At 68.0% G+C, this 22,559-nt stretch carries 19 protein-coding genes and 4 tRNA genes; 3 read left to right on the forward strand and 20 right to left on the reverse strand.

Annotated features, from left to right (window positions below; genetic code table 11):
• Positions 1-49 precede the first annotated feature (49 nt).
• The 7 genes from PKO50_RS23060 to PKO50_RS23090 form a co-directional block, all read right to left on the reverse strand.
• Entirely contained in the window at positions 50-1,069 is a 1,020-nt protein-coding gene (locus tag PKO50_RS23060; RefSeq protein WP_275627331.1) for a transporter, read from the reverse strand.
• A gap of 99 nt (positions 1,070-1,168) precedes the next feature.
• Entirely contained in the window at positions 1,169-2,299 is a 1,131-nt protein-coding gene (locus tag PKO50_RS23065) for a TIGR03364 family FAD-dependent oxidoreductase (protein WP_275627332.1), read from the reverse strand.
• 90 nt (positions 2,300-2,389) lie between these two features.
• Positions 2,390-3,412 carry a putative 2-aminoethylphosphonate ABC transporter substrate-binding protein gene (locus PKO50_RS23070; protein ID WP_275627333.1) on the reverse strand — a complete coding sequence of 341 codons (1,023 nt, stop codon included), beginning with the start codon at positions 3,410-3,412 and terminating at the stop codon, positions 2,390-2,392.
• Between the two features lie 74 nt (positions 3,413-3,486).
• Positions 3,487-5,199, reverse strand: a complete 1,713-nt coding sequence (locus PKO50_RS23075) for a putative 2-aminoethylphosphonate ABC transporter permease subunit (protein WP_275627334.1) — start codon at positions 5,197-5,199, stop codon at positions 3,487-3,489.
• Position 5,200: 1 nt separating this feature from the next.
• A complete protein-coding gene (locus tag PKO50_RS23080; RefSeq protein ID WP_275627335.1) occupies positions 5,201-6,262 on the reverse strand; it encodes a putative 2-aminoethylphosphonate ABC transporter ATP-binding protein in 1,062 nt (353 codons plus the stop codon).
• Positions 6,263-6,667: 405 nt separating this feature from the next.
• Entirely contained in the window at positions 6,668-7,546 is an 879-nt protein-coding gene (locus PKO50_RS23085) for a LysR substrate-binding domain-containing protein (RefSeq protein ID WP_275627336.1), read from the reverse strand.
• 24 nt (positions 7,547-7,570) lie between these two features.
• Positions 7,571-7,645 (reverse strand) — tRNA-Arg (locus PKO50_RS23090).
• Between the two features lie 105 nt (positions 7,646-7,750).
• Between PKO50_RS23090 and PKO50_RS23095 the strand changes: the two genes are divergently transcribed.
• Positions 7,751-8,236 (forward strand): GNAT family N-acetyltransferase, encoded by a 486-nt coding sequence (locus PKO50_RS23095; RefSeq protein ID WP_109934138.1) that lies wholly within the window; start codon positions 7,751-7,753, stop codon positions 8,234-8,236.
• On the opposite strand, the gene phnN is transcribed toward PKO50_RS23095, so the two are convergent.
• Positions 8,211-8,783, reverse strand: a complete 573-nt coding sequence (phnN, locus tag PKO50_RS23100) for a phosphonate metabolism protein/1,5-bisphosphokinase (PRPP-forming) PhnN (protein WP_275627337.1) — start codon at positions 8,781-8,783, stop codon at positions 8,211-8,213. The genes PKO50_RS23095 and phnN overlap by 26 nt on opposite strands.
• 449 nt (positions 8,784-9,232) lie before the next feature.
• Between phnN and amrZ the strand changes: the two genes are divergently transcribed.
• On the forward strand, positions 9,233-9,562 hold the full coding sequence (amrZ, locus tag PKO50_RS23105) for a transcriptional regulator AmrZ (protein WP_009620783.1): 330 nt from the start codon (positions 9,233-9,235) through the stop codon (positions 9,560-9,562).
• Between the two features lie 112 nt (positions 9,563-9,674).
• Here amrZ and mgtE read toward each other — a convergent pair whose 3' ends face one another.
• Complete coding sequence (gene mgtE, locus PKO50_RS23110; RefSeq protein ID WP_109934136.1) at positions 9,675-11,117, reverse strand: magnesium transporter; 1,443 nt, start codon at positions 11,115-11,117, stop codon at positions 9,675-9,677.
• A gap of 323 nt (positions 11,118-11,440) precedes the next feature.
• Between mgtE and bamE the strand changes: the two genes are divergently transcribed.
• Positions 11,441-11,950, forward strand: coding sequence for an outer membrane protein assembly factor BamE (gene bamE / locus PKO50_RS23115; protein ID WP_275627338.1), 510 nt, complete (start codon positions 11,441-11,443; stop codon positions 11,948-11,950).
• Positions 11,951-12,022: 72 nt separating this feature from the next.
• Here bamE and PKO50_RS23120 read toward each other — a convergent pair.
• The 11 genes from PKO50_RS23120 to astD form a co-directional block, all read right to left on the reverse strand.
• Positions 12,023-12,099: transfer RNA gene (locus PKO50_RS23120), tRNA-Arg, on the reverse strand.
• A gap of 101 nt (positions 12,100-12,200) precedes the next feature.
• Positions 12,201-12,277, reverse strand: a tRNA-Arg gene (locus PKO50_RS23125).
• Positions 12,278-12,386: 109 nt separating this feature from the next.
• Positions 12,387-12,477 (reverse strand) — tRNA-Ser (locus PKO50_RS23130).
• 60 nt (positions 12,478-12,537) lie between these two features.
• Positions 12,538-12,723, reverse strand: a complete 186-nt coding sequence (csrA, locus tag PKO50_RS23135; protein WP_003085981.1) for a carbon storage regulator CsrA — start codon at positions 12,721-12,723, stop codon at positions 12,538-12,540.
• Positions 12,724-12,910: 187 nt separating this feature from the next.
• Entirely contained in the window at positions 12,911-14,146 is a 1,236-nt protein-coding gene (locus PKO50_RS23140) for an aspartate kinase (protein ID WP_089391823.1), read from the reverse strand.
• A 100-nt stretch (positions 14,147-14,246) separates the two neighbouring features.
• Positions 14,247-16,871, reverse strand: a complete 2,625-nt coding sequence (alaS, locus tag PKO50_RS23145; RefSeq protein WP_089391824.1) for an alanine--tRNA ligase — start codon at positions 16,869-16,871, stop codon at positions 14,247-14,249.
• Between the two features lie 121 nt (positions 16,872-16,992).
• Positions 16,993-17,997 carry a low-specificity L-threonine aldolase gene (ltaE, locus tag PKO50_RS23150; RefSeq protein WP_089391825.1) on the reverse strand — a complete coding sequence of 335 codons (1,005 nt, stop codon included), beginning with the start codon at positions 17,995-17,997 and terminating at the stop codon, positions 16,993-16,995.
• 403 nt (positions 17,998-18,400) lie between these two features.
• Complete coding sequence (gene astE, locus PKO50_RS23155; RefSeq protein ID WP_275627339.1) at positions 18,401-19,399, reverse strand: succinylglutamate desuccinylase; 999 nt, start codon at positions 19,397-19,399, stop codon at positions 18,401-18,403.
• Between the two features lie 51 nt (positions 19,400-19,450).
• Positions 19,451-19,732 (reverse strand): GTPase, encoded by a 282-nt coding sequence (locus tag PKO50_RS23160; protein WP_275627340.1) that lies wholly within the window; start codon positions 19,730-19,732, stop codon positions 19,451-19,453.
• A 5-nt stretch (positions 19,733-19,737) separates the two neighbouring features.
• Positions 19,738-21,084, reverse strand: a complete 1,347-nt coding sequence (astB, locus tag PKO50_RS23165) for an N-succinylarginine dihydrolase (protein WP_275627341.1) — start codon at positions 21,082-21,084, stop codon at positions 19,738-19,740.
• Positions 21,084-22,547, reverse strand: coding sequence for a succinylglutamate-semialdehyde dehydrogenase (gene astD, locus PKO50_RS23170; protein ID WP_275627342.1), 1,464 nt, complete (start codon positions 22,545-22,547; stop codon positions 21,084-21,086). The genes astB and astD overlap by 1 nt, the downstream gene beginning before the upstream one ends.
• Positions 22,548-22,559 lie beyond the last annotated feature (12 nt).

Genomic DNA, 22,559 nt, shown 5'->3' on the forward strand with positions numbered 1-22,559 from the left:
ATGCGTGTCGCGCCAGCCTATGTCGCGCCGGTGTCAGCCGCGTGACAGCTCAACCGTCGTTGCGCTTGCGGAAGGCCCAGCGCCAGGCCAGCAGGGTGAAGCTGGCCACCAGCATCACCAGCAGCCAGAAGCCGTGGGGGTTCTCCGCCAGGGGAATGCCGCCGACGTTCATGCCGAAGAAGCCGGCGACTATGTTGATCGGCAGCGCCAGCACCGTGACCACCGTCAGGGTGAACAGGGTACGGTTGCTCTGTTCGTTGAGCTGCGCGGCTATCTCTTCCTGCAGCAACTTGATGCGCTCGCCCAGGGAAGTGAGGTCGCTGATCACCAGGGAGAATTCCTCGGTGGCCTCGCGCAGGTCGCGCACGTCGGCCTCCTGCAGCCAGTCCGGCGGGCGGTTGAGCAACCGCAGCAGCGAGCCCGGCTCCAGCGCCAGCAGGCGTTGCAGGCGCACCAGCACGCGGCGCATGGCGCCCAGGTCGGCGCGGTTGTCGGAGAGGTTCTGCGACAGCAGGCGGTCCTCGATGCGGTCCACGCCCACGGTGGTCTCGCGGACGATCTGGGTAAGGATGTCGCCCTGGTCGCGCAGCAGGTGCACCAGCAGCTCCAGCGGCGAGCGGAAGCACTCGCCATGCTTGACCGAGGAACGCAGGCGGTCCACCGAGCGCAGCGGCTGCATGCGCGCGGTGACCAGCAGGCGGCGGCGCGCGCAGACCCACAGGGTGGCCACGTCCGAGGACACGCTGCCGAAGTTGAACACCACGTCGTTGACCACCGCCAGCAGAGCCGCGTCGACATGCTCGATGCGCGTGGAGCGCGAGCCTTCGCGCAAGGTCTCGAAGAAGGTCTCGGGCAGCTCCAGGTGGCCCTTCATCCAGCGCTCGCAGGCGGCGTGGGCCAGGTTCAGGTGCAGCCAGACGAAGTCCTCGCCCTCACCCGGCGCCTCCAGCCAGCGCAGGGCGGCGCTGGAATCCAGTTCCTGGCCGCGCTGCCCGGGGTGGAAGCGGAAGCCGTAGAGCAGCCCGAACAGGTCGGAATCCCAGGGGTCCTGGGTGAAACGTTGGTTCATGCGCGCTCGCTGAAGGTGGTATAGCCCTGGGCCGGGCCGGCGACCTTCCTGCTTAGCAGGCCAGCGTGACGGTCCGGTTACAGGGCGATGACGGGCGCCTCAGCCGAACAGCCCGGCGATGGTCCGCTCGCCCAGCGCCGGCCCCACGCTCATGCCCACGCCGGTGTGCATCAGCACCGCGCTGATTCCCGCTTCCACCTGCAGCACCGAGAACGGCGCCGGGCCGCGTGCGCCGTACACGCCCTGCCAGCGCTCGACCACCTCGACGCGCATGCCCAGGGTGTCCTCGGCCAGGTCGAGCAGCAGGCGGTCCACCGCCTCGGCGTTGAAGGGTGCGGCATCGCTGCCGTAGTCGTGGGAATCGCCGATGATCAGCTCGCCATGGGGCGTCGGGCTGATCAACAGGTGGATGCCATAGGTCTCCAGCGCCGGTGCCTCGCGGCGGATCTGCCGATGGATGGCCTCGGCCTCCGGCAGGTCGGCGAAGGCGCCGTAGTGCACGCAGCTCAACCCGGTGAGCAGCGCGTGGCCCAGGCCCAGGTCGCGCTCGGGGCGGGCGCGCAGCATCTGCAGGCGGCAGACCTGCGGCTTCAGCGCGGCCAACTGATCGGCCAGGAGGGTCTGGTAGTCGTGCCCGGAGCAGACCAGGATCTGCCCGGCGCGGAACTCGCCGGCGGTGGTGCGCAGCAGGCCCGGCTCGATGTCGCGGACCAGGGTGGAGAAATGGAACTCCACCTTCAGCTCGCGGCGCAGCCAGTCGATCAACGTCGGCAGCGCCTCACGGGAGTACAGCTGCTGGTCGTCGAGGCTGTGCAGGGCCGCGCGGTGCTGGCTGAACGCGCCGTCGTAGAGGTCGTCCAGGGCCTTGCCGCGGAGCAGTTCGGCGCGGTAGCCGTGTTCCTTGGCGCGGCCGGTGCAGAAGGCTTCCAGCAGCGCTTCCTCGGCCTCGGTGCGGGCGAACAGCAGCGAGCCGTTGCGGCGGATGGCGAAGCCGGCGCGCTCTGCCCACTCGGCCCACAGCGGGCGGCTGGCACGGGCCAGGTCGAGCATGACGCCCGGCGGCTGGCCGCCGACCAGGGCCTGGCCGAAGTTGCGGATGGAGGCGCCGAGCGGCGTGGCGGTGCGTTCGAACACGCGTACGCGCAGGCCACGGCGGGCGGCGGCGTAGGCATGGGACAGGCCGAGGATGCCGGCGCCGATGATGGCGATGTCGGTGTGGTGGTTGTGCATGGGTGTGTTCCTGGGATCGAAGAGCCCCTCTCCCCAACCCTCTCCCTTCAGGGAGAGGGTTGGGGAGAGGGGCTCTCCTCTGCCTCGCGCTTACTGCTGCGCCACCTTCTCCGACTTGCCGTCATAGCGTTTGCGCCATTCGGCCAGGATGGCGTCGCGGTTCTTCGAGGCCCAGGCGAAGTCGTTCTTGATCAGGCGCTGCTCGTAGTCCGCCGGCAGCTCGGTCTGCGGCTTGGCGATGCCCGGCTGGGCCAGCACGGCGAAGTTTTCCTTGTACAGCTCCATGGCGGCGGGGCTGGCGGAGAAGTCGGCAAGCTTCTTCGCCGCGTCCAGGTGCTGGGTGCCCTTGACGATGCCGGTGGCCTCGATCTCCCAGCCCAGGCCTTCCTTGGGCAGGACGATGTCCAGCGGCGCGCCCTGGCGCTTGAGCTGCACGGCCGGGTACTCGAAGGAGATGCCGATGGGGAACTCGCCGGCGGCGGCCAGCTTGCACGGCTTGGAACCGGAGTGGACGTACTGGCCGATGTTCTCGTGCAGTTGGTCCATGTAGGCCCAGCCCTGCTTCTCGCCAAAGGTCTGCAGCCAGGCGGAAACGTCGAGGAAACCGGTGCCGGAGGACGCCGGGTTGGGCATGACGATCTTGCCCTTGTACTCGGGCTTGGTCAGGTCCTGCCAACTGATGGGCTTCGACAGGCCCTGCTTCTCGGCCTCCACGCTGTTGAAGCAGATGGTCGCGGCCCACACGTCCATGCCCACCCAGGCCGGCGGGTTGGCCGGGTCGCGGTAGTTCTTGCCGATCGCCGCCAGGTCCTTGGGCGCGTACTGCTCGAGCATGCCCTGCTGGTCGAGGATGGCCAGGCTGGAGGCGGCCAGGCCCCAGACCACGTCGGCCTGCGGGCGGTCCTTCTCGGCCAGCAGCTTGGCGGTGACGATGCCGGTGGAGTCGCGCACCCACTTGATCTCGACGTCCGGGTTCTGCTTCTCGAAGGCTTCCTTGTAGGCCTTCAGCTGTTCCGGCTCCAGCGCGGTGTAGACGGTCAGTTCGGTGGCGGCGCTGGCGTGCAGGCTGATGCCGGCCAGTACGGCGGCGGCGAGGGCGAGGCGTTTGAACATGGTGCGCTCCTTCTGTTTATTGGGCCCCCGCGTTCGCGGGGGTGACGGTCAGGTGCAACGTGGGTCGTGGGAATTCAGTGCCCGCCCCGGCGCCAGGCCTGGGACCGGCGCAGCAGGCCGCGCGAGGCCAGGGCCAGGAGGATCGAGGCGGCGGCAGAGGTGAGCAGGATCTGCGTGGACATGGCGGCGGCGCCGCCGACGTTGCCGGCGTCGTCCATGTTCAGCACCGCCACGGCGGCGAGGATGCTGTCCGGGCTGTAGAGGAAGATTGCCGCCGAGACGGTGGTCATCGCCGAGACGAACAGGTAGCGGACGATGTCCAGCAGCGCCGGCAGGCAGATCGGCAGGGTCACCTTCAGGTAGTGGCGCCACAGCGGCATCTTCAGCGACAGCGCGGCGGCCTCGAACTCGCCGTCGAGCTGGCGCAGCGCGGTGGTGGCGGTCATCTGCGCGGTGGTCAGGTAGTGCGCGATGGTGCACACCACCAGCAGGGTCAGGCTGCCGTAGAACACGTGCAGCGGGTTGCCCGGCAGGTTGAAGAAGAACACGTAGCCCAGGCCCAGGACCAACCCCGGCACCGCCATGGGCACGAAGCTGAGCATGCGCAGCAGCTGGTTCAGCCAGGCCTGCTCGCGGGTCTTCTCGATCAGGTAGGCGCCGCTGAAGATCAGCAGGCCGCCGAACAGCGCGGTGCAGGTGGCCAGGGTCAGGCTGTTGCGGTAGGCCAGCCAACCGCCGCCGGCGGTTTCCTCGAAGGCGTAGTGGCGCAGCGACAGCGACAGGTTGTACGGCCAGAACTTCACCAGCGAGGAATACACGGCCATGCCCAGCACGCCGAGGATCACCGCGCTGACCAGCAGCACCAGCGCCAGGTAGGCGCCGTCGCGGCGGCGCGAGGGCTTGGGCTGGAACACCTGGGCGCGGCCGCTCATGGCGTCGCCCTGGCGGCGGCGCAGCCAGGCGTCCACCGCGAAGCTGAACAGCGCCGGCAACAGCAGGAGCATGCCGATCTGCGCGCCACGGCCGAACTGCTGCTGGCCGACCACCGCCTTGTAGGCCTCCAGGGCCAGCACCTGGTAGTCGCCGCCCACCACCACGGGCACGCCGAAGTCGGTGATGGTCAGGGTGAACACCAGGCAGAAGGCGGCGAACACGCCCTGCCGCGAGGCCGGCCAGGTGATGCTGCGGAAGGCCTTCCAGGGGCTGGCGCCCATGCTGGAGGCGGCGTCGAACAGCCGCGCGTCGGCCAGTGACAGCGCCGAAAGCAGGATCATCAGCGCGTGGGGGAAGGTGTAGATGGCCTCGCCGAGGACGATGCCCCAGTAGCCGTAGATGTTGTCCGGCACCCAGGCGCGCAGCAGGCCCTGGTTGCCGAACAGGTAGATCAGCGCGATGCCCGGGAGCATCGACGGCGCCAGCAGCGGCAGCAGGGAAATGCCGCGCCACAGGCCCTTGGCCGGGATCAGGGTGCGTTGCAGCGCATAGGCGAAGCCGTAGGCCAGCGGCACCACGATAGCCGCCACGCTCAGCGAGACCTTGAGGCTGTTGCCCAGCAGCCAGTGGAAGTTGGCGCTGGCCAGCAGCTCGGCCATGGCCGCCAGGCCTCCGCCCTGCCCCGCCTCGCCGCTGAAGCCGCGCCAGAAGATCGCCAGCAGCGGCAGCAGCACGGCCAGGGCCAGCAGGGCGAGCAGCAGCAGCTTGCCGCCGAGGATGAACAGGCGGTCGCCGAGGTCGCCGCGGGCCCGGCCGGCGGCCAGGGTCTGGTCGAGTTTCATCACCGCATCCATCTCAGGCGAACACCTGCAGGCTCTGCGGCGGCAGCGACACCCAGATGTCCGCACTGCCCAGGCGCGGCATCTGCTCCGGGGCCAGCTCGGCCAGCAGCGCGTGGCCGGGCAGCTCGCGCAGCTCGAAGCTCATGCGGCAGCGGTTGCCGAGGAAGGTGATCTCACGGACCTGGGCGCGGAACAGGTTCTCCTGGTGCACCATCGGGTTGATGCCGATCGCCTCCGGGCGGCAGAACAGCCGCCCACGCGTGGCATTGGCACGCTCGCCGTGCAGGCGCAGGCTCAGCCCGCCGACCCGCGCCAAACCATCGGCGCCACGTTCGAAGGGCAACCAGTTGCCCTGGCCGACGAACTCGGCGACGAAGGGCGTGGCCGGGGCGCCGTAGATCTCCTGGGCGCTGCCGTACTGCTCGACCTTGCCGTGGTTCACCACCGCGATGCGGTCGGCCATCAGCATGGCCTCGTCCTGGTTGTGGGTGACCATCAGGGTGGTGATGCCCAGGTTCTTCTGCAGTTGGCGCAGCTCGCCGCACAGGTGCTCGCGCACCCGGGCGTCCAGCGCCGACATGGGCTCGTCGAGCAGCAGCAGCGACGGCGCCGGGGCCAGCGCGCGGGCCATGGCCACGCGCTGCTGCTGGCCGCCGGAGAGCTGGCCGGGGTACTTCTTCTCGCTGCCGGCCAGGCCCACCAGTTCGAGCATCTCGGCCACGCGCCGGCGCGCTTCCTCGCGGCTGGCGCCGGTCAGGCCGTAGGCGACGTTCTGCTCGACGCTGAGGTTGGGGAACAGCGCGTAGGACTGGAACAGGATGCCGTAGTCGCGGGCCTGGGGCGGCAGGCGCGAGACGTCGCGCGCGCCGATGTGGATGGCGCCGCCGTCCTGGCGCTCCAGGCCGGCGATGCAGCGCAGCAGCGTGGTCTTGCCGCAGCCGGACGGACCGAGCAGGCAGACCAGCTCGCCGCCCTTGACGTCCAGCGACACGCCATCGAGGGCGGCGAACTGGCCGAAGCGCTTGTGCATGTCGCGCACCTGCAGTGGCGTGCCGGTGGGAAGGGAATCGTGCATGGCGGAACCTCTTGCAGCTGGCCCGCGGCGAAAGACCGCGGGGCTCGATGGAGGGCCATGCTAGGGAAGGAATGCGAAGGCTCTGTTGCGGTGGGCACAACTGTACCGATAGCGGTATAGGCAGATTTGCGATGCCGAGGGGCTTTTCGTGGGGCGAATAACCGTTCGCGGTTATCCGCCGTTGGCCGGCACATCGGTGCCGGGCGTGGTTCCGCTCCCTCTCCCCAGCCCTCTCCCGCAAGCGGGAGAGGGAGCCGTCCGGAGCTGCCGGGAAATCCGGCGTCATCCTGAAAGCCAATCGCGGACAGAGTCCGCTCCTACGGTTCCAGGAAGCACGGTCGTAGGAGCGGATTCATCCGCGATTGCGCCGGCAAGGCCGGCGCGCATGGCATCGCGGGCGGAGCCCTACGAGATGGGCGCCACCCCTTCGGCGAACTCCCGCGCCAGGGCCAGGAAAGCACTGGTCAGGCGCGCCTGGCGGCGTTCCTTCAGGCAGAACAGGTACTCGTCGATCAGCGGTGCGCCCTGCAGCTCCAGCACGCGCAGCTCGGGGTTATCGGGTACTTCCTGGCGGGCGATGATGCTCACCCCGAGGTTGCGGATCACCGCCTCGCGGATCGACTCGCGGCTGCCGATCTCCAGCATAGAGGCCGGCGCCACGCCGGCTTCGCGCAACAGCTTCTCGGTCAGCTCGCGGGTGGTCGAGCCGGCCTCGCGCATCAGCAGGCAGTGGTTGCGCAGCTCGCCCAGGGCCACCGCGCGCTGCGCCGCCAGCGGGTGGCTGCGGTGCACCGCCAGCACCAGCGGGTCGCGGCCGAGCACCAGGTGGATCAGCCGCGCGTCCTCCACCGGCTGCGACGAGGCCGCCAGGTCTACCCGGCATTCACAGAGGGCCTCCAGCACCTGCTGCGAGTTGCCGATTTCCACCGACACCTCGATCTGCGGGTAGCGCTCGCGGAAGGCCTTGATCAGCCCGAGCACGTAGTAGGGAGAGGTGGCGCCGATGCGCAGGCTGCCCTGCATCTGCCCGCAGTTGCGCAGGAAGAACTCGATGTCCGCTTCCTGCTGCAGCAGCGCCTGGACCATGGGCAGCAGGCGCGCGCCTTCGTCGGTGAGGGTCAGGCGGCGGCCGCCGCGGTAGAACAGCTCTACGGCGTACTGGCCTTCCAGGCTGCGGATCTGCGTGGTCACCGTCGGCTGGCTGAGGCCGAGCTTCTTCGCCGCCTGGGTGATGCTGCCCAGGCGCGCCACCATGTAGAAGGCCTTGAGTTCGGCGCTCAGCATCGCTCGGGCTGCTCCGGGAAGGGGTGGCGTCCCCAACTGGATTCGAACCAGTATCTAGCCCTTAGGAGGGGCTTATTCTATCCCTTGAACTATGGGGACACGCCTGGGTCCGCGGCTGCCGCCGGGACCGGGTGGGCATGTTAACCAGCGTCGAGGCATTTGTCATGCCACGGCGTGGATTTCACACCAGCAGCGGAGGCCCGCATGAGCGAGCAGCACAATGTCCACACCCTGATCCCCGATTCGCCCTTCGCCACCTTCGAGGTGCGCGTCGCCAGCGCCGCCGATGCCGCCGCCCTGGCGCCCTTGCTGCAGCAGCTCGACGCGGACGAGCCGGCGCCGGACGTCGCCCTGCTCGCCCTGCGCCTGGAAACGCCGGAGCCCAGGCGCGTGGTCCTGGTCGCCGAGCGCGAGGGGCGCCTGCTGGGCACCTGCACCCTCAACCTGATCGAGCACCTCGCCCACGGCTTCGCCCGCTCCGCGGTCCTGGAAGACATGGTGGTGGACAGCCGCGCCCGCGGCCAGGGCATCGGCCAGGCGCTGATCGGCAGGGCCGCGCAGCGGGCCCGTGAGTGGGGTTGCTACAAGCTGGCGCTGTCCAGCCACCTGGATCGCGAAGCCGCGCACCGCTTCTACGCCGCCATGGGCTTCGCCGCCCACGGCGTCAGCCTGGCGTTGCCGCTGCACTGACCGCGGCTTCGTCCACCAGCGCCAGCAGGCCACGCACGCAGGTGTCCAGGCTGCTGGAGTTGTCCAGCACCCGCAGCGGCGGCGCCAGGCCCGCGGCGAAGGCGGCATTGCGCGCCAGGCGCGCCTCGATCTGCGCCGGCGTTTCCCGCCCGCGGGCGACCAGGCGCTGGCGCAGCACCTCGGGGGCGACCTGCAGCAGCACCGCGAGCAGGCCGGGGTAGCGACGCCGCGCCTGCTCCAGGTGCCCGCGCGAACCGTTGACCAGCACCACGTGGCCGCGGGCCAGCCAGTCGTCGATCTGCCGCGGGATGCCATAGCACAGGCCGTTGGCCCGCCAGCTCATGGCGAAGGCGCCATTGCGCTCCAGGTGCTCGAAGACTTCGGGGGTCACCGCTTCGGCGTCCTCGCCGCGGGCCTCGGCGGAACGGGTGATCACCCGCCGCACCACGTGCCCGCCCCGCCCGGCCAGCGGCGCCGCCGCGGCCTGGAGCAGGCTGTCCTTGCCCGAGCCCGAGGGGCCCATCAGATAGATCAACTTGCCGCTCATGCTCGTCTCTGCACCGCGCCACCCGGGGCGCGGACGCTGCGTATGATACCCGCGCGGCGGCGGCGCGGAAGGACGAAAGTCGCCGCCCCGGCCCTGCGCAACGGGCGCAGCTGTGCCATCATCCGCGCCCCCGTGAACCATCGCCCGTGCTGGTGGTCGGATGATGGCGCAATGGCAGCCGGGGGCCAGGGACTTGAGCTAATCTGAGGCAATAGGTCCCATGGGCCACGTGCCAATCGAAAGAAAGTATGCAGATCGACTCGCATTTCGGACGATTGGTGCTGGCATTTAGCCTCCATGCAACGCAGAATACGTCGCAGAATTGACGTCAAGTAATTGGTCGGCCACCTGATTACTGCCCTTGCGCTGAACGGCCAACGGATTTCGCTGTCATAGGGACTCGAACACAGACCCCTTGGCACCGTTTCCCTGACTTACAGGTTTAATGTATGCGCCCATTGAAACAGGCAACCCCAAGCTACTCCAGTCGCACCGCCGACAAGTTCGTCGTCCGTCTGCCCGAAGGCATGCGCGAGCGTATCGCCGAGGTCGCCCGCAATCACCACCGCAGCATGAACTCGGAAATCATCGCCCGCCTGGAGCAGAGCCTGCTGCAAGAGGGCGCCCTGCAGGACAACCTCGGCATCCGCCTGGACAGCCCCGAGCTGAGCCTGCACGAGCGCGAGCTGCTGCAGCGCTTCCGCCAGCTGACCCACCGCCAGCAGAATGCGCTGATCGCCCTGATCGCCCACGATGCGGAAATGGCCAGCAACGCCTGAGCCCAGCAGTACCGAAGAAGCCGGCCCCGCGCCGGCTTTTTCATGCCCGCGAAACCTGCGCCCCTGAAACGCAAAAACCGCCCGAAGGCGGTTTCTCACGGCCACGGCGGGCCTACATCAGGAACAGCGTGGCAAGGCCGAGGAAGATGAAGAAGCCGCCGCTGTCGGTCATGGCGGTGATCATCACGCTGGAGCCCATGGCCGGGTCGCGGCCCAGGCGCAGCAGGGTCATGGGGATCATCACCCCGGCGAAGGCCGCCAGCAACAGGTTGAGGGTCATGGCCGCGGTCATCACCAGGCCCAGCTCCCAGTTGCCGTAGAGGTAGAAGGCCACGACGCCTATCACCCCGCCCCAGACCAGGCCGTTGACCAGCGCCACGCCCAGTTCCTTGCGCAGCAGGCGCGTGGCGTTGCTGGTCTGGATCTGGTCCAGGGCCATGGCGCGGACGATCATGGTGATGGTCTGGTTGCCGGAGTTGCCGCCGATGCCGGCGACGATCGGCATCAGCGCGGCCAGCGCCACCAGTTTTTCGATGGAGCCTTCGAACAGGCCGATCACCCGCGAGGCGACGAAGGCGGTGATCAGGTTGGTGGCCAGCCAGGTCCAGCGGTTGCGCACCGATTTCCACACCGAGGCGAAGATGTCTTCCTCCTCGCGCAGACCGGCCATGTTCAGCACTTCGGTCTCGCTTTCCTCACGGATGAGGTCGACCATCTCGTCGATGGTCAGGCGGCCGATCAGCTTGCCGTTCTTGTCCACCACCGGGGCGGAGATCAGGTCGTAGCGCTCGAACGCCTGGGCGGCGTCGTAGCCGTCCTCGTCGGGCTGGAAGGTCACCGGGTCGGTGGCCATGACCTCGGCCACCTGCTTGTCCGGGTCGTTGACCAGCAGGCGCTTGATCGGCAGCACGCCCTTGAGCAGGCCGTCGTAGTCGACCACGAAGAGCTTGTCGGTATGCCCCGGCAGCTCCTTCAGGCGGCGCAGGTAGCGCAGCACCACTTCCAGGCTGACATCGTCGCGGATGGTGACCATCTCGAAGTCCATCAGCGCGCCGACTTCGTCTTCCTCGTAGGACAACGCCGAGCGCACGCGCTCGCGCTGCTGCGCATCGAGGCTTTCCATCAGCTCGTGGACCACGTCGCGCGGCAGTTCCGGCGCGAGGTCGGCGAGTTCGTCGGCGTCCATTTCCTTGGCCGCGGCGAGGATCTCGTGATCGTCCATGTCGGCGATCAGCGTCTCGCGGACGGCGTCGGATACTTCCAGGAGGATGTCGCCGTCGCGCTCGGCCTTGACCAGCTGCCAGACCGTCAGGCGGTCGCCCAGCGGCAGCGATTCGAGGATGTGGGCGATGTCGGCGGGGTGCAGGTCATCGAGCTTGCGCTGCAGCTCGGCGAGGTTCTGCCGGTGCACCAGGTTCTCGACGAGGTCCTGGTGCTGGCCTTCCTGGCGGTGCGCCAGGTCTTCGACCAGCTTGTGCTTGTTCAGCAGCTCGACCACCTGGTTCAGGCGGTCCTGCAGGCTTTCCTGCGGCTTCTTGGCTTCTACTTCGGTCATAGCACGCTCCACCCCCAGCGGCGGAGCGCGCACGGGGGCTTAAAACATCAGGTCGTGTTGAGGCAATCGGGGTTCTGGGTAACTACTGGGTAAGTCCATGGTGGTGTGCCCACGCGCCCATGTCGGGCAGATAGGGGAAATGATAACACTCCGCAGCGCGTTCAGCGTTACAAAATAGCGGCTAGAACAATCGCTTGCGGCACAAAGTTGAGGGTGACTTCACTCGCTATCACTGACGCCGGAAAAAGCTGTCGAGACACCCGGAAATTTCGCGAAGGCCAGGCGGGATAGGCTGCATGCAGCCCTGTCACGGAGGATCGGAAATGCGCCTGCCGCCCCTGCACTGCCTGCTCCCGCTGCTCGCCCTCATGGCAATGGACAGCCCTGCCGCCACGCTGTTCCGCTGCGAGGCCGCCGATGGCCGCGTCGGCTTCCACCAGCATGGCTGCCCGCCGGGCCAGGCGCAAAGCCGGCAGCGGGCGCACAACCCGACGCCGGGCAGCGGCAAGCCGGTGCCCCTCGCCCGCCAGGACCCGGCGCGCCGGCAGGCGGCCCCGGGTGGCGGCGGGACGGTGGTGGTCGGCGAACGCGAGGACGGCTGCGGCAACCAGCTCGACGAGCGGGAAAGGCGCACCGCGATCCTGCAGAAGCGCATCCGAACCGGCATGACCCGCGCGGACGTGGAAAGCGCCTTCGGCCGCCCGGACCGCGTCAGCCAGTTGGACGAGCGGCAGCGCTACCACTACGACGCCAGGCCCGGCCAGGGCAGGCGCACGGTGACCTTCGACGAGTTCGGCTGCGTGCAGGGCAAGAAGGCGCGCCAGCGGCGCTGAGCCTGAGCCCGGGGCCTGAAAGTTCAGGCGCAAAGAAAAAGGGCCTGCATTGCTGCAGGCCCTTTCGGTAGATGGCGCACTCAGGAGGATTCGAACCTCCGACCGCTCGGTTCGTAGCCGAGTACTCTATCCAGCTGAGCTATGAGTGCGCTGGTTGGTGCAGTTTAGCCAGGTTCACCAACTGGTGCAGCAGCTTAGGCCGAGGCCTTTCGTCGCTGCTGGCGTCCGCTTTCGCGTACCGCCTGTGTAGTGGCGCACTCAGGAGGATTCGAACCTCCGACCGCTCGGTTCGTAGCCGAGTACTCTATCCAGCTGAGCTATGAGTGCGCTGATGGGGCGCAGATTCTAGTCCTAACTTTCAGACGTGTCAAACAGATTTTTCAATCTTTTCAGTAGCTTAGCTACCTGACGCGTCATTCGCACCAGAATGTGCAAATGGCGGAGAGGGGGGGATTCGAACCCCCGACACCCTTTTGAGGTGTACTCCCTTAGCAGGGGAGCGCCTTCGGCCACTCGGCCACCTCTCCGCAACACGGGGCGCATGATATCCATGTTTTCCCCGTTTGCAAAGAATTTTTTTAGAAAAATTAATGGTTTGGTTCTTGGTCTTTCTCTTTCTGGATGCGCTGGTAGATCTCTTCGCGGTGGACAGCGACTTCCTTCGGCGCATTCACGCCAATGCGCACCTGATTTCCCTTGACGCCCAGCACGGTCACAGTGACGTCATCACCAACCATCAGGGTCTCTCCGACCCGGCGAGTCAGAATCAGCATTCCTTTCTCCTTTCGTGTTTCGGATAAGCAGTCTGCAAAAAAGAAAAATGGCGGCAGAGCCACTGAATATCAAGTGTGTGCTCCTTCACCCAAGTATTGACCAGTCCACGCGGAATGAAAGTTCCGGTGGCCCGGTCAAAAACGACAAAAGGCGCGGGATGAGCCGCGCCTTTTGCATGATGCCGTCTTACTCGCCCTGGCGGGCCGGGGCATCGAGCTCGAAGGCGGTGTGCAGGGCACGTACCGCGAGCTCCAGGTATTTTTCCTCGATGACCACCGACACCTTGATTTCCGAGGTGGAGATCATCTGGATGTTGATGCTCTCCTTGGCCAGCGCCTCGAACATGCGGCTGGCGACGCCGGCGTGGGAACGCATGCCGACGCCGACGATGGAGACCTTGGCGATGTTGGTGTCGCCGGTGGCTTCGCGCGCGCCGATGTTGGCGGCGGTCTGCTTGAGGATCTCCAGGGCCGCCAGGTAGTCGTTGCGGTGCACGGTGAAGGTGAAGTCGGTGGTGTTATCGTGCGAGACGTTCTGCACGATCATGTCGACTTCGATGTTCGCGGCACTGATCGGCCCGAGGATCTTGAAGGCCACCCCGGGGGTATCCGGTACGCCACGGATGGTCAGCTTGGCTTCGTCGCGGTTGAAGGCGATGCCGGAGATGATCGGCTGTTCCATGGATTCCTCTTCATCAAGGGTAATGAGGGTGCCCGGACCCTCCTGGAAGCTGTGCAGCACGCGCAGCGGAACATTGTACTTGCCGGCGAACTCCACCGAGCGGATCTGCAGCACCTTGGAGCCCAGGCTGGCCATTTCCAGCATTTCCTCGAAGGTGATCTTGTCCAGTCGGCGGGCCTGCGGCACTACGCGCGGGTCGGTGGTGTAGACGCCATCGACGTCGGTATAGATCTGGCACTCGTCGGCCTTCAGCGCCGCGGCCAGGGCCACGCCGGTGGTGTCGGAGCCGCCGCGGCCGAGGGTGGTGATGTTGCCGTGCTCGTCCACGCCCTGGAAACCGGCGACCACGACCACGCGGCCGGCCTTGAGGTCGCTGCGGATGTTGGCGTCGTCGATGCTCAGGATACGCGCCTTGGTGTGGGCGCTGTCGGTCAGGATGCGCACCTGGTTGCCGGTGTAGGAAACCGCCGACACACCGCGCTTGATCAGGGCCATGCTCAGCAGGGCGATGGTGACCTGCTCGCCGGTGGAGACCATGACGTCCAGCTCGCGCGGAACCGGCTGCTCCATGACCTGCTTGGCCAGGCCGATCAGGCGGTTGGTCTCGCCGCTCATGGCGGAGACCACCACCACGATGTCATGCCCCGCCTCGCGGAATTTCTTCACCTTCTCGGCCACCTGCTCGATACGCTCGACGGTGCCGACGGAGGTCCCTCCAAACTTCTGTACGATCAAAGCCATTTCAAAAGCCGCCTGATTCCTGAAGGGCGCCCATTAGACAGGCATCGCTGCCCCTTGCCAAGGCCCGCCGGGCGCGCCGCGGGCCTGGCCTTGCCGGTGCTTACCGGCCCTGTTCGACGAAGGCCTTGGCCAGGGCCAGGGCCTCGTCCAGCTTGCCGGCGTCGGTGCCGCCGCCCTGGGCCATGTCCGGGCGACCGCCGCCCTTGCCGCCCACGGCCGCCGCGGCCTGCTTCATCAGGTCGCCGGCCTTGAGTTTGGCGGCCAGGTCCTGGGTGACCCCGGCGACCAGCACCACTTTCTCTTCGAACAGCCCGCCGAGCAGGATCACGCCGCTGCCCAGCTTGTTCTTCAATTGGTCGACCAGCGCCAGCAGCGCCTTGCCGTCCAGGCCGTCGAGGCGCGCGGCCAGCACTTTCACCCCGGCCACGTCCACGGCGGAACCGGCCAGGTCGTCACCGGCGGCGCTGGCGGCCTTGGCCTTGAGCTGCTCCAGTTCCTTCTCCAGTTGGCGGTTGCGCTCGAGCAGGCCGGAGAGCTTGTCCAGCAGGTTGTCGCGGCTGCCCTTGACCAGGCCGGCGGCTTCCTTGAGCTGCTCTTCGGCGCCGTTCAGGTAGGCCAGCGCAGCCGCGCCGGTCACCGCCTCGATGCGGCGCACGCCGGCGGCCACGCCGCCTTCGCTGGTGATCTTGAACAGGCCGATGTCGCCGGTGCGGGACACGTGGGTGCCGCCGCACAGCTCGACGGAGAAGCCGCCGCCCATGGTCAGCACGCGCACCTGGTCGCCGTACTTCTCGCCGAACAGCGCCATGGCGCCCTTGGCCTTGGCGGTGTCGATGTCGGTCTCTTCGGTCTCGACCTCGCTGTTCTTGCGGATCTCGGCGTTGACGATGTCTTCCAGCCGCTTCAACTGCTCGGGCTTGATGGCCTCGAAGTGGCTGAAGTCGAAGCGCAGGCGCTGGCTGTCGACCAGCGAGCCCTTCTGCTGCACGTGGTCGCCCAGCACCTGGCGCAGCGCGGCGTGCAGCAGGTGGGTGGCGGAGTGGTTCAGCGCGGTGGCCTGGCGCACGCTGGCGTCGACCTCGGCCTTGACCGCGGCGCCGACGCTCAGGCTGCCCTGGGCGACGATGCCGTGGTGCAGGTGGGCGCCGCCGGCCTTGGTGGTGTCGCGCACGTCGAAGCGCACGCCGGCGCCGGACAGGGTGCCGCAGTCGCCGACCTGGCCGCCGGATTCGGCGTAGAACGGCGTCTGGTCGAGAACGACCACGCCCTCCTCGCCTTCGTTGAGCTTCTCGACGGCCTTGCCGTCCTTGAACAGCGCGATGATCTGCCCGGCGCCGGAAACACCCTGGTAGCCCAGGAAGCGGGTGTCGCCGTCGACCTTGACCAGGGCGTTGTAGTCCATGCCGAAGGCGCTGGCGGAGCGGGCGCGCTCGCGCTGGGCCTCCATCTCGCGCTCGAAGCCTTCCTCGTCGAGGGTCAGGCTGCGCTCGCGGGCGATGTCGTTGGTCAGGTCCACCGGGAAGCCGTAGGTGTCGTACAGCTTGAACACCACGTTGCCGGGGATGACGCTGCCTTTCAGTTCGCTCAGGTCCTGTTCGAGGATCTTCAGGCCCTGTTCGAGGGTCTTGGCGAACTGCTCTTCCTCGGTCTTGAGCACGCGCTCGATGTGCGCCTGCTGTTGCTTCAGCTCGGGGAAGGCTTCGCCCATCTCGGCCACCAGGGCGGCGACGATCTTGTGGAAGAAGCTGCCCTTGGCGCCCAGCTTGTTGCCGTGGCGGCAGGCGCGGCGGATGATGCGGCGCAGCACGTAGCCGCGGCCCTCGTTGGACGGCAGCACGCCGTCGGCGATGAGGAAGCTGCAGGAACGGATGTGGTCGGCCACCACTTTCAGCGACGGCGCGTCGTCGTTGGCGCAGCCGATGGCCTCGGCGGAGGCTTTCAGCAGGCTCTGGAACAGGTCGATCTCGTAGTTCGAGTGGACGTGCTGCAGGACCGCGCTGATGCGCTCCAGGCCCATGCCGGTGTCCACGCTCGGCGCCGGCAGCGGGTGCATGACGCCGTCCGCGGTGCGGTTGAACTGCATGAACACGTTGTTCCAGATCTCGATGTAGCGGTCGCCGTCCTCTTCCGGGGAACCGGGCGGGCCGCCCCAGATGTCGGCGCCGTGGTCGTAGAAGATCTCGGTGCAGGGGCCGCAGGGACCGGTGTCGCCCATCGCCCAGAAGTTGTCGGAGGCGTAGGGGGCGCCCTTGTTGTCGCCGATGCGCACCATGCGCTCGGCGGGCACGCCGACTTCCTTGGTCCAGATGTCGTAGGCCTCGTCATCGCTGGCGTAGACGGTGACCCAGAGTTTTTCCCTGGGCAGGTTCAGCCACTTGTCCGAGGTCAGGAATTCCCAGGCGTAGTGGATGGCGTCGCGCTTGAAGTAGTCGCCGAAGCTGAAGTTGCCCAGCATCTCGAAGAAGGTGTGGTGGCGCGCGGTGTAGCCGACGTTTTCCAGGTCGTTGTGCTTGCCGCCGGCGCGCACGCACTTCTGGCTGGTGGTGGCGCGAGTGTAGGCGCGTTTCTCCAGGCCCAGGAAGCAGTCCTTGAACTGGTTCATGCCGGCGTTGGTGAACAGCAGGGTCGGGTCGTTCGCCGGAATCAGCGAACTCGACGCTACGCGGGTATGCCCCTTCTCTTCGAAGAAGCGGAGGAAGGCTTCACGGATTTCAGCGCTTTTCATAGGTTCTTCCACGGAAAAATGCGGCCACGAATCGCCGGCAAAGGGCCGCATTATATCGGCCCTGCGTACCGGGTACAGTGTGTTTGTACGATAGATGGCAGCTATTGTGCTTCCATCCTAGTCAGTCGCGACGAAAGGCGGCGAAAGCCTCGACGATACGGGGAATGTCCGCCGTTTTCACGTCCAGGTGGGTGACCAGGCGCAGGCGCGGGGCGGCGCTGACGCGGATGCCGCGCTCGCCGAGGAAGCCGCGCAGGGCTTCGGCGCGCTCGCCGATGCCGACGTAGACCATGTTGGTCTGCACCGGCTCGATGGCGTAGCCCAGCTCCGCCAGGCCGCGGCCGAGGGTCTCGGCGTTGGCGTGGTCCTCGGCCAGGCGCTCGACCTGGTGGTCCAGCGCATACAGCCCGGCCGCGGCCAGGCCGCCGGCCTGGCGCATGCCGCCGCCGACCATCTTGCGCAGGCGACGGGCCCTGCCGATCAGCTCGGCGCTGCCGCACAGCACCGAGCCCACCGGCGCGCCCAGCCCCTTGGACAGGCACACCGAGACGGAATCGAAGTGGCGGGTGATCTCGCCGGCGTCCACGCCCAGCTTCACCGCCGCGTTGTACAGGCGCGCGCCGTCCAGGTGCAGGCCCAGGCCGCGGCGGCGGGTCAGCTCGCGGGCGGCGGCCAGGTAGGCCAGCGGCAGGACCTTGCCCTGCATGGTGTTTTCCAGGGCCAGCAGGCGGGTACGGGCGAAGTGGAAGTCGTCCTGCTTGATGGCCGCCTCGACCTTGCCCAGGTCCAGCGAGCCGTCGGCCTCGCCCTCGATGGGCTGCGGCTGGATCGAACCCAGCACCGCGGCGCCGCCGCCCTCGTATTTATAGGTGTGGGCCTGCTGGCCGACGATGTATTCGTCGCCACGGCCGCAGTGGGCCATCAGCCCGAGCAGGTTGCTCATGGTGCCGGTGGGCACAAAGAGCGCGGAGGTGAAGCCCAGGCGCTCGGCCAGGGTGGCCTCCAGGCGGTTGACGGTGGGGTCCTCGCCATAGACGTCGTCGCCCAGCTCGGCCCGGGCCATGGCCTCGCGCATCCCGGCACTGGGCAGGGTGACGGTGTCGCTGCGAAGGTCGATGACGGACATGGCGGGCTCCTGGAAAGCGGGGAAAGAGCCCGATGCTATGTGCTTGGCTGCCTGGGGACAAGGCTCGGAAGCGGGTCTTCGCGGGCAGGGGAATGGCGCGGGTGGAGCGGCGTAGGAGCGGATCTCATCCGCGAATCGCGCCGGTGGGTCCGGCTATCGCGGACAAGGTCCGCTCCTACGGCGGGAGGAATACCGTGCCTCCCGGCAACCTGTAGGAGCGGATCTCATCCGCGATTCGCGCCGGTGGGTCCGGCTATCGCGGACAAGGCCCGCTCCTGCGTTGCAGGCGAGCCTGGCTTCTCGTAGGAGCGAGCTTGCTCGCGAACCGCATAGCACCGCAGCCACTGGAAAATCTGTTCGCGAGCAAGCTCGCTCCTACGAAGAGCCCCCAAACGCCGGGCGCTCAGAGTTCCGTGGGCACCACGAGGATGCCCGCGCGCAGGCCGTTTCTCACCCGCGGGTTGGGGAAGATGATGCGGGCGCCCTTCTCTTCGACGATCCAGCGGGTGCCGCCGATGTCCTCGGCGAGCAGGTAGCCGTGGTCCAGCTCGGTGAAGTTGTCCACGGCATCGTCCAGGTGCAGGCGGAAGTGATCGCTGTGCTTGATCACCTCGCGGGACACGGCGAACAGTTGCAGGCCGTCCAGGCCGCCCTCCCCGGCCGGCGCCTCGGTGCCGTCGACCAGCACCTGCAGCAGCCCCTCCAGGCGGCCCAGGTTGACCACCTGGTTCTGCCCGAAGGGCCGTGCCTTGCCCAGTTCCAGGGTGAAGGCCTCGGCACCCAGGCGGCTATAGGTGTAGGAGCTGAAGGTGATGCCGGTCTTGCTCTGCAGCAGCACCGCGTCGATGCCGGCGCTACGCAGCCGGGCCAGTTCCGTGCGGGAATGCTCGCGCCCCTCGCTCCAGGGGTAGAGGGCGAACTGTTCGATCTTCGAGCCGCGGATGGCCGTGTGCAGGTCGTAGTGCAGGCGCTGGCGGCCGTCGCGGGCGAAGAAGGCCGCGGCCAGGCGCTCCAGCTCGGCGGCGCGCAGGGCCTCGCTGCCGCTGCCGTCCTCGTGGCGGCCGCAGAACAGGCGGTTGATGTCCTGCTCCAGGTAGCGTTCGCCGCGGCGCATGGCCTCCGGGTTGCCGAGCAGGAACAGCAGGCGCGCCGCCGGCTTCAGCTCGCCGCGGGCGATGCGCTGGACCAGGCGGTCGAGCAGCTCGATGGGCGCCGTCTCGTTGCCGTGGATGCCAGCCGAGAGCAGCAGGTCCAGGCCGTTGTCGCGGCCGCTGGCGGGGGTCACCTCGAGGGCGCCCTCGGCCAGCCAGTGCAGGCGCGTGCCGTCGGCGGTGAGCTGGATCTTCTCGGTCGGCTCGCGACCGACGAGGGTCAGGTCGAGCAGCTTGCCCAGTGCTAGCATGCGCGGGTCTCCCGGTTGGCCGCCGGCACCTGCGGGCGGCGGCCCCTGCGATCAGTGATGGTCACATCCACAGTCTGGACCATGTTCGTGGACTTCGGCGGCCTCCAGCTCCAGGCTCAGGCTGAGCTGGTTGACCGCCTGCGGGCGGACCACCAGCAGCGGCACCTCGGTGTCCTCCTCGAAGGACTCGGCGTAGATCAGCAGGCCGCCCTTGCCGTCGGCCTCCAGCCACAGCTCGCGGCCTTCCAGGCGGATGGCCAGGCGGGCGCTGTGGGTCTCGCGGCGGGCGCCGGTGGCGTCTTCGAGGATCAGCGGAAGGCTTTCGGTGGTCATGATGTTCAACTCATCTGGAAGGGGTAGACGGAGCCCAGTTTAAGGATCCGGCTCAGTTCATCCAATGCCGTCCGGCATTCCACCAGCAGTTGCGGGTCGGCCAGGTCGGCTTCGGACAGGCGGTCGCGGTAGTGCTTGTCGACCCAGGCCACCAGGGTGTCGTACAGCGCCGGGGTCATGACCACGCCCGGGTTCACCGCGGCCAGCTCGGCCTCGTTGAGCGCCACGCGCAGGCGCAGGCAGGCCGGGCCGCCGCCATTCTGCATGCTCTGCTTGAGGTCGAAGACCTTCACCTCATGGATCGGCCCGCCCTCGGCGGTCAGGCGCGACAGGTAGCGCCACACGCGCTCGTTCTGCCGGCACTCTTCCGGGACGATCAGCAGCATGCTGCCGTCGGCGCGGCTGAGCAACTGGCTGTTGAACAGGTAGGAACGCACCGCGTCCTCCACCGCGACCTGGTCGGCGGGCACCCGCACCGCCTGGAAGCGGCCGCCGCGGCGGGCCAGCTTGGCGTCCAGCTCGGCCAGCACCCTGTCGGTGTCGAGGAAGGCGTCCTGGTGGTAGAACAGCACCTCGCCGTTGCCCACCGAGATCACGTCGTTGTGGAACACGCCCTGGTCGATCACCGCCGGGTTCTGCTGGGCGTAGACCACGCCCTCCTCGCCCAGGCCGTGCAGGCGGGCCACCGCCTGGCAGGCTTCCAGGGTCTGCCGCGCCGGGTAGCGCGCAGGCTGAGGGAAGCGGCTGTCGAAGGCGCTGCGGCCGAACACGAAGAACTCCACTCCGGCCTCGCCGTAGCCCTTGCAGAAGCGCGTGTGGTTGGCCGCGCCTTCGTCGCCGAACTGCGCCACCGCCGGCAACGCCGGGTGGTGGGCGAAGTGCTTCTCGTCGCGGAACATGGCGCCGAGGATACGGCTGGTGACTGGGTGCTCGATGGAGCGGTGGAACTTGCAGTTGAGGTTGGCGGCGGTGAAATGCACGCGGCCATCGGCGGTGTCGGCGCTGGGGCTGACGGTGGCGGCGTTGGCCGTCCACATGCACGAGGCCGAGCTGACCGCGGCCAGCAGCGGCATGGCTTCCCTGGCCGCCTTGGCGATCACCTCGGTGTCACTGCCGCTGAAGCCGAGGGCCCGCAGCGAGGCCACGGCCGGGCGTTCCTGCGGGGCCAGCACGCCCTGCTTGAAGCCCATGTCCATCAGCGCCTTCATCTTCGCCAGGCCCTGCTTGGCAGCTTCCTTCGGGTTGGACGCCACCTGGCTGTTGCTCTGCGAGGCGACGTTGCCGTAGGACAGGCCACCGTAGTTGTGCGTCGGGCCGACAAGACCGTCGAAGTTCATTTCATGGGCGGTCATCACAGGCTCACTCCCGGAGTCAGGGTTGCAGGCAGGGCAAGGCTTTCGCTTTCCAGCGAGGCCACCGGATAGGCGCAGTAGTCGGCGGCGTAGTAGGCGCTGGGACGGTGGTTGCCGGAGGCGCCGATGCCGCCGAAGGGTGCGCTGCTGGCGGCGCCGGTCAGTTGCTTGTTCCAGTTGACGATGCCGGCGCGGCTCTCCAGCAGGAAGCCCTCGAAGCGCTCGCGGGAGTCCGACAGCAGGCCGGCGGCCAGGCCGTACTGGGTGGCGTTGGCCTCGCGCATGGCCTCGTCGAAACCGGCGTAGCGGATGACCTGCAGCAACGGGCCGAAGAACTCCTCGTCCGGGCGCTCGCTCACGGCGGTCACGTCGAGGATGCCGGGGGTCAGCAGGGCCGCGCCCTCCAGCGGCTGGGACATGGCCAGCAGGGCCACGGCGCCATTGGCCAGCAGGTGTTCCTGGGCCTTGAGCAGGTGCTCGGCGGCGGCCAGGGAGATCACCGAGCCCATGAACGGCGCCGGCTGTTCGTCGAAGCGGCCGACCTTGATGCTCGCGCTCACCGCCACCAGGCGCGCCAGCAGGGCGTCGCCCCAGGCACCGGCGGGCACCAGCAGGCGCCGCGCGCAGGTGCAGCGCTGGCCGGCGGAGATGAAGGCGGACTGGATGATGGTGTAGACCGCGGCGTCCACGTCCCGCACTTCATCGACGATCAGCGGGTTGTTGCCGCCCATCTCCAGCGCCAGGATCTTCTGCGGCTGGCCGCCGAACTGGCTGTGCAGCAGGTTGCCGGTGCGGCTGGAGCCGGTGAAGAACAGGCCGTCGATGCCCGCGTGGCCGGCCAGGGCCACGCCGGTGTCGCGGGCGCCCTGCACCAGGTTGAGCACGCCCGCCGGCAGGCCGGCGTCGATCCAGGCGCGCAGGGTCAGTTCGGCGACTTTCGGCGTCAGCTCGCTGGGCTTGAAGATCACCGCGTTGCCGGCCAGCAGCGCCGGCACTATGTGGCCGTTGGGCAGGTGGCCGGGGAAGTTGTAGGGGCCGAACACCGCGACCACCCCGTGGGGCTTGTGGCGCAGCACGGCAGTGGCGTCGGCCAGCGGGCCGCTCTTGGTGCCGGTGCGCTCGCGGTACGCCTGGACCGAGATGGCCACCTTGTTGACCATGCTGGTGACCTCGGTGGTGGCTTCCCACAGCGGCTTGCCGGTCTCCTCGCCGATCGCCCGGACCAGCTCGTCGCTGCGCGCCTTGAGGGTGGCGGCGAAGGCTTCCAGCACGGCGATGCGTTCCTCCAGCGGGCGCCGCGCCCAGGCCGGGAAGGCGGCACGGGCGGCGGCCACGGCGGCGTCGACCTGCGCAGCGTTGGCGGCGCGGCCGCTCCAGACCACGGCCTGGCTGACCGGGTCGAGGGATTCCAGGGCATCGCCCTCGCCCGCCTGCCACTGGCCGGCGATGTAGTGGGTAGTCATCTCTTGTTCTCC

The sequence above is a fragment of the Pseudomonas sp. 273 genome (genome assembly GCF_029201425.1).
GTDB lineage: Bacteria > Pseudomonadota > Gammaproteobacteria > Pseudomonadales > Pseudomonadaceae > Pseudomonas > Pseudomonas delhiensis.

Coding starts and splice junctions, on each gene's coding strand:
- PKO50_RS23065 (WP_275627332.1), bottom strand. CDS start 2,299: ATGCACAACCACCACACCGACATCGCCATCATCGGCGCCGGCATCCTC.
- amrZ (WP_009620783.1), top strand. CDS start 9,233: ATGCGCCCATTGAAACAGGCAACCCCAAGCTACTCCAGTCGCACCGCC.
- PKO50_RS23140 (WP_089391823.1), bottom strand. CDS start 14,146: ATGGCTTTGATCGTACAGAAGTTTGGAGGGACCTCCGTCGGCACCGTC.
- PKO50_RS23070 (WP_275627333.1), bottom strand. CDS start 3,412: ATGTTCAAACGCCTCGCCCTCGCCGCCGCCGTACTGGCCGGCATCAGC.
- ltaE (WP_089391825.1), bottom strand. CDS start 17,997: ATGTCCGTCATCGACCTTCGCAGCGACACCGTCACCCTGCCCAGTGCC.
- PKO50_RS23160 (WP_275627340.1), bottom strand. CDS start 19,732: ATGACCACCGAAAGCCTTCCGCTGATCCTCGAAGACGCCACCGGCGCC.
- alaS (WP_089391824.1), bottom strand. CDS start 16,871: ATGAAAAGCGCTGAAATCCGTGAAGCCTTCCTCCGCTTCTTCGAAGAG.
- PKO50_RS23075 (WP_275627334.1), bottom strand. CDS start 5,199: ATGGATGCGGTGATGAAACTCGACCAGACCCTGGCCGCCGGCCGGGCC.
- PKO50_RS23095 (WP_109934138.1), top strand. CDS start 7,751: ATGAGCGAGCAGCACAATGTCCACACCCTGATCCCCGATTCGCCCTTC.
- astB (WP_275627341.1), bottom strand. CDS start 21,084: ATGACCGCCCATGAAATGAACTTCGACGGTCTTGTCGGCCCGACGCAC.
- astD (WP_275627342.1), bottom strand. CDS start 22,547: ATGACTACCCACTACATCGCCGGCCAGTGGCAGGCGGGCGAGGGCGAT.
- phnN (WP_275627337.1), bottom strand. CDS start 8,783: ATGAGCGGCAAGTTGATCTATCTGATGGGCCCCTCGGGCTCGGGCAAG.
- bamE (WP_275627338.1), top strand. CDS start 11,441: ATGCGCCTGCCGCCCCTGCACTGCCTGCTCCCGCTGCTCGCCCTCATG.
- PKO50_RS23080 (WP_275627335.1), bottom strand. CDS start 6,262: ATGCACGATTCCCTTCCCACCGGCACGCCACTGCAGGTGCGCGACATG.
- csrA (WP_003085981.1), bottom strand. CDS start 12,723: ATGCTGATTCTGACTCGCCGGGTCGGAGAGACCCTGATGGTTGGTGAT.
- PKO50_RS23060 (WP_275627331.1), bottom strand. CDS start 1,069: ATGAACCAACGTTTCACCCAGGACCCCTGGGATTCCGACCTGTTCGGG.
- mgtE (WP_109934136.1), bottom strand. CDS start 11,117: ATGACCGAAGTAGAAGCCAAGAAGCCGCAGGAAAGCCTGCAGGACCGC.
- astE (WP_275627339.1), bottom strand. CDS start 19,399: ATGCTAGCACTGGGCAAGCTGCTCGACCTGACCCTCGTCGGTCGCGAG.
- PKO50_RS23085 (WP_275627336.1), bottom strand. CDS start 7,546: ATGCTGAGCGCCGAACTCAAGGCCTTCTACATGGTGGCGCGCCTGGGC.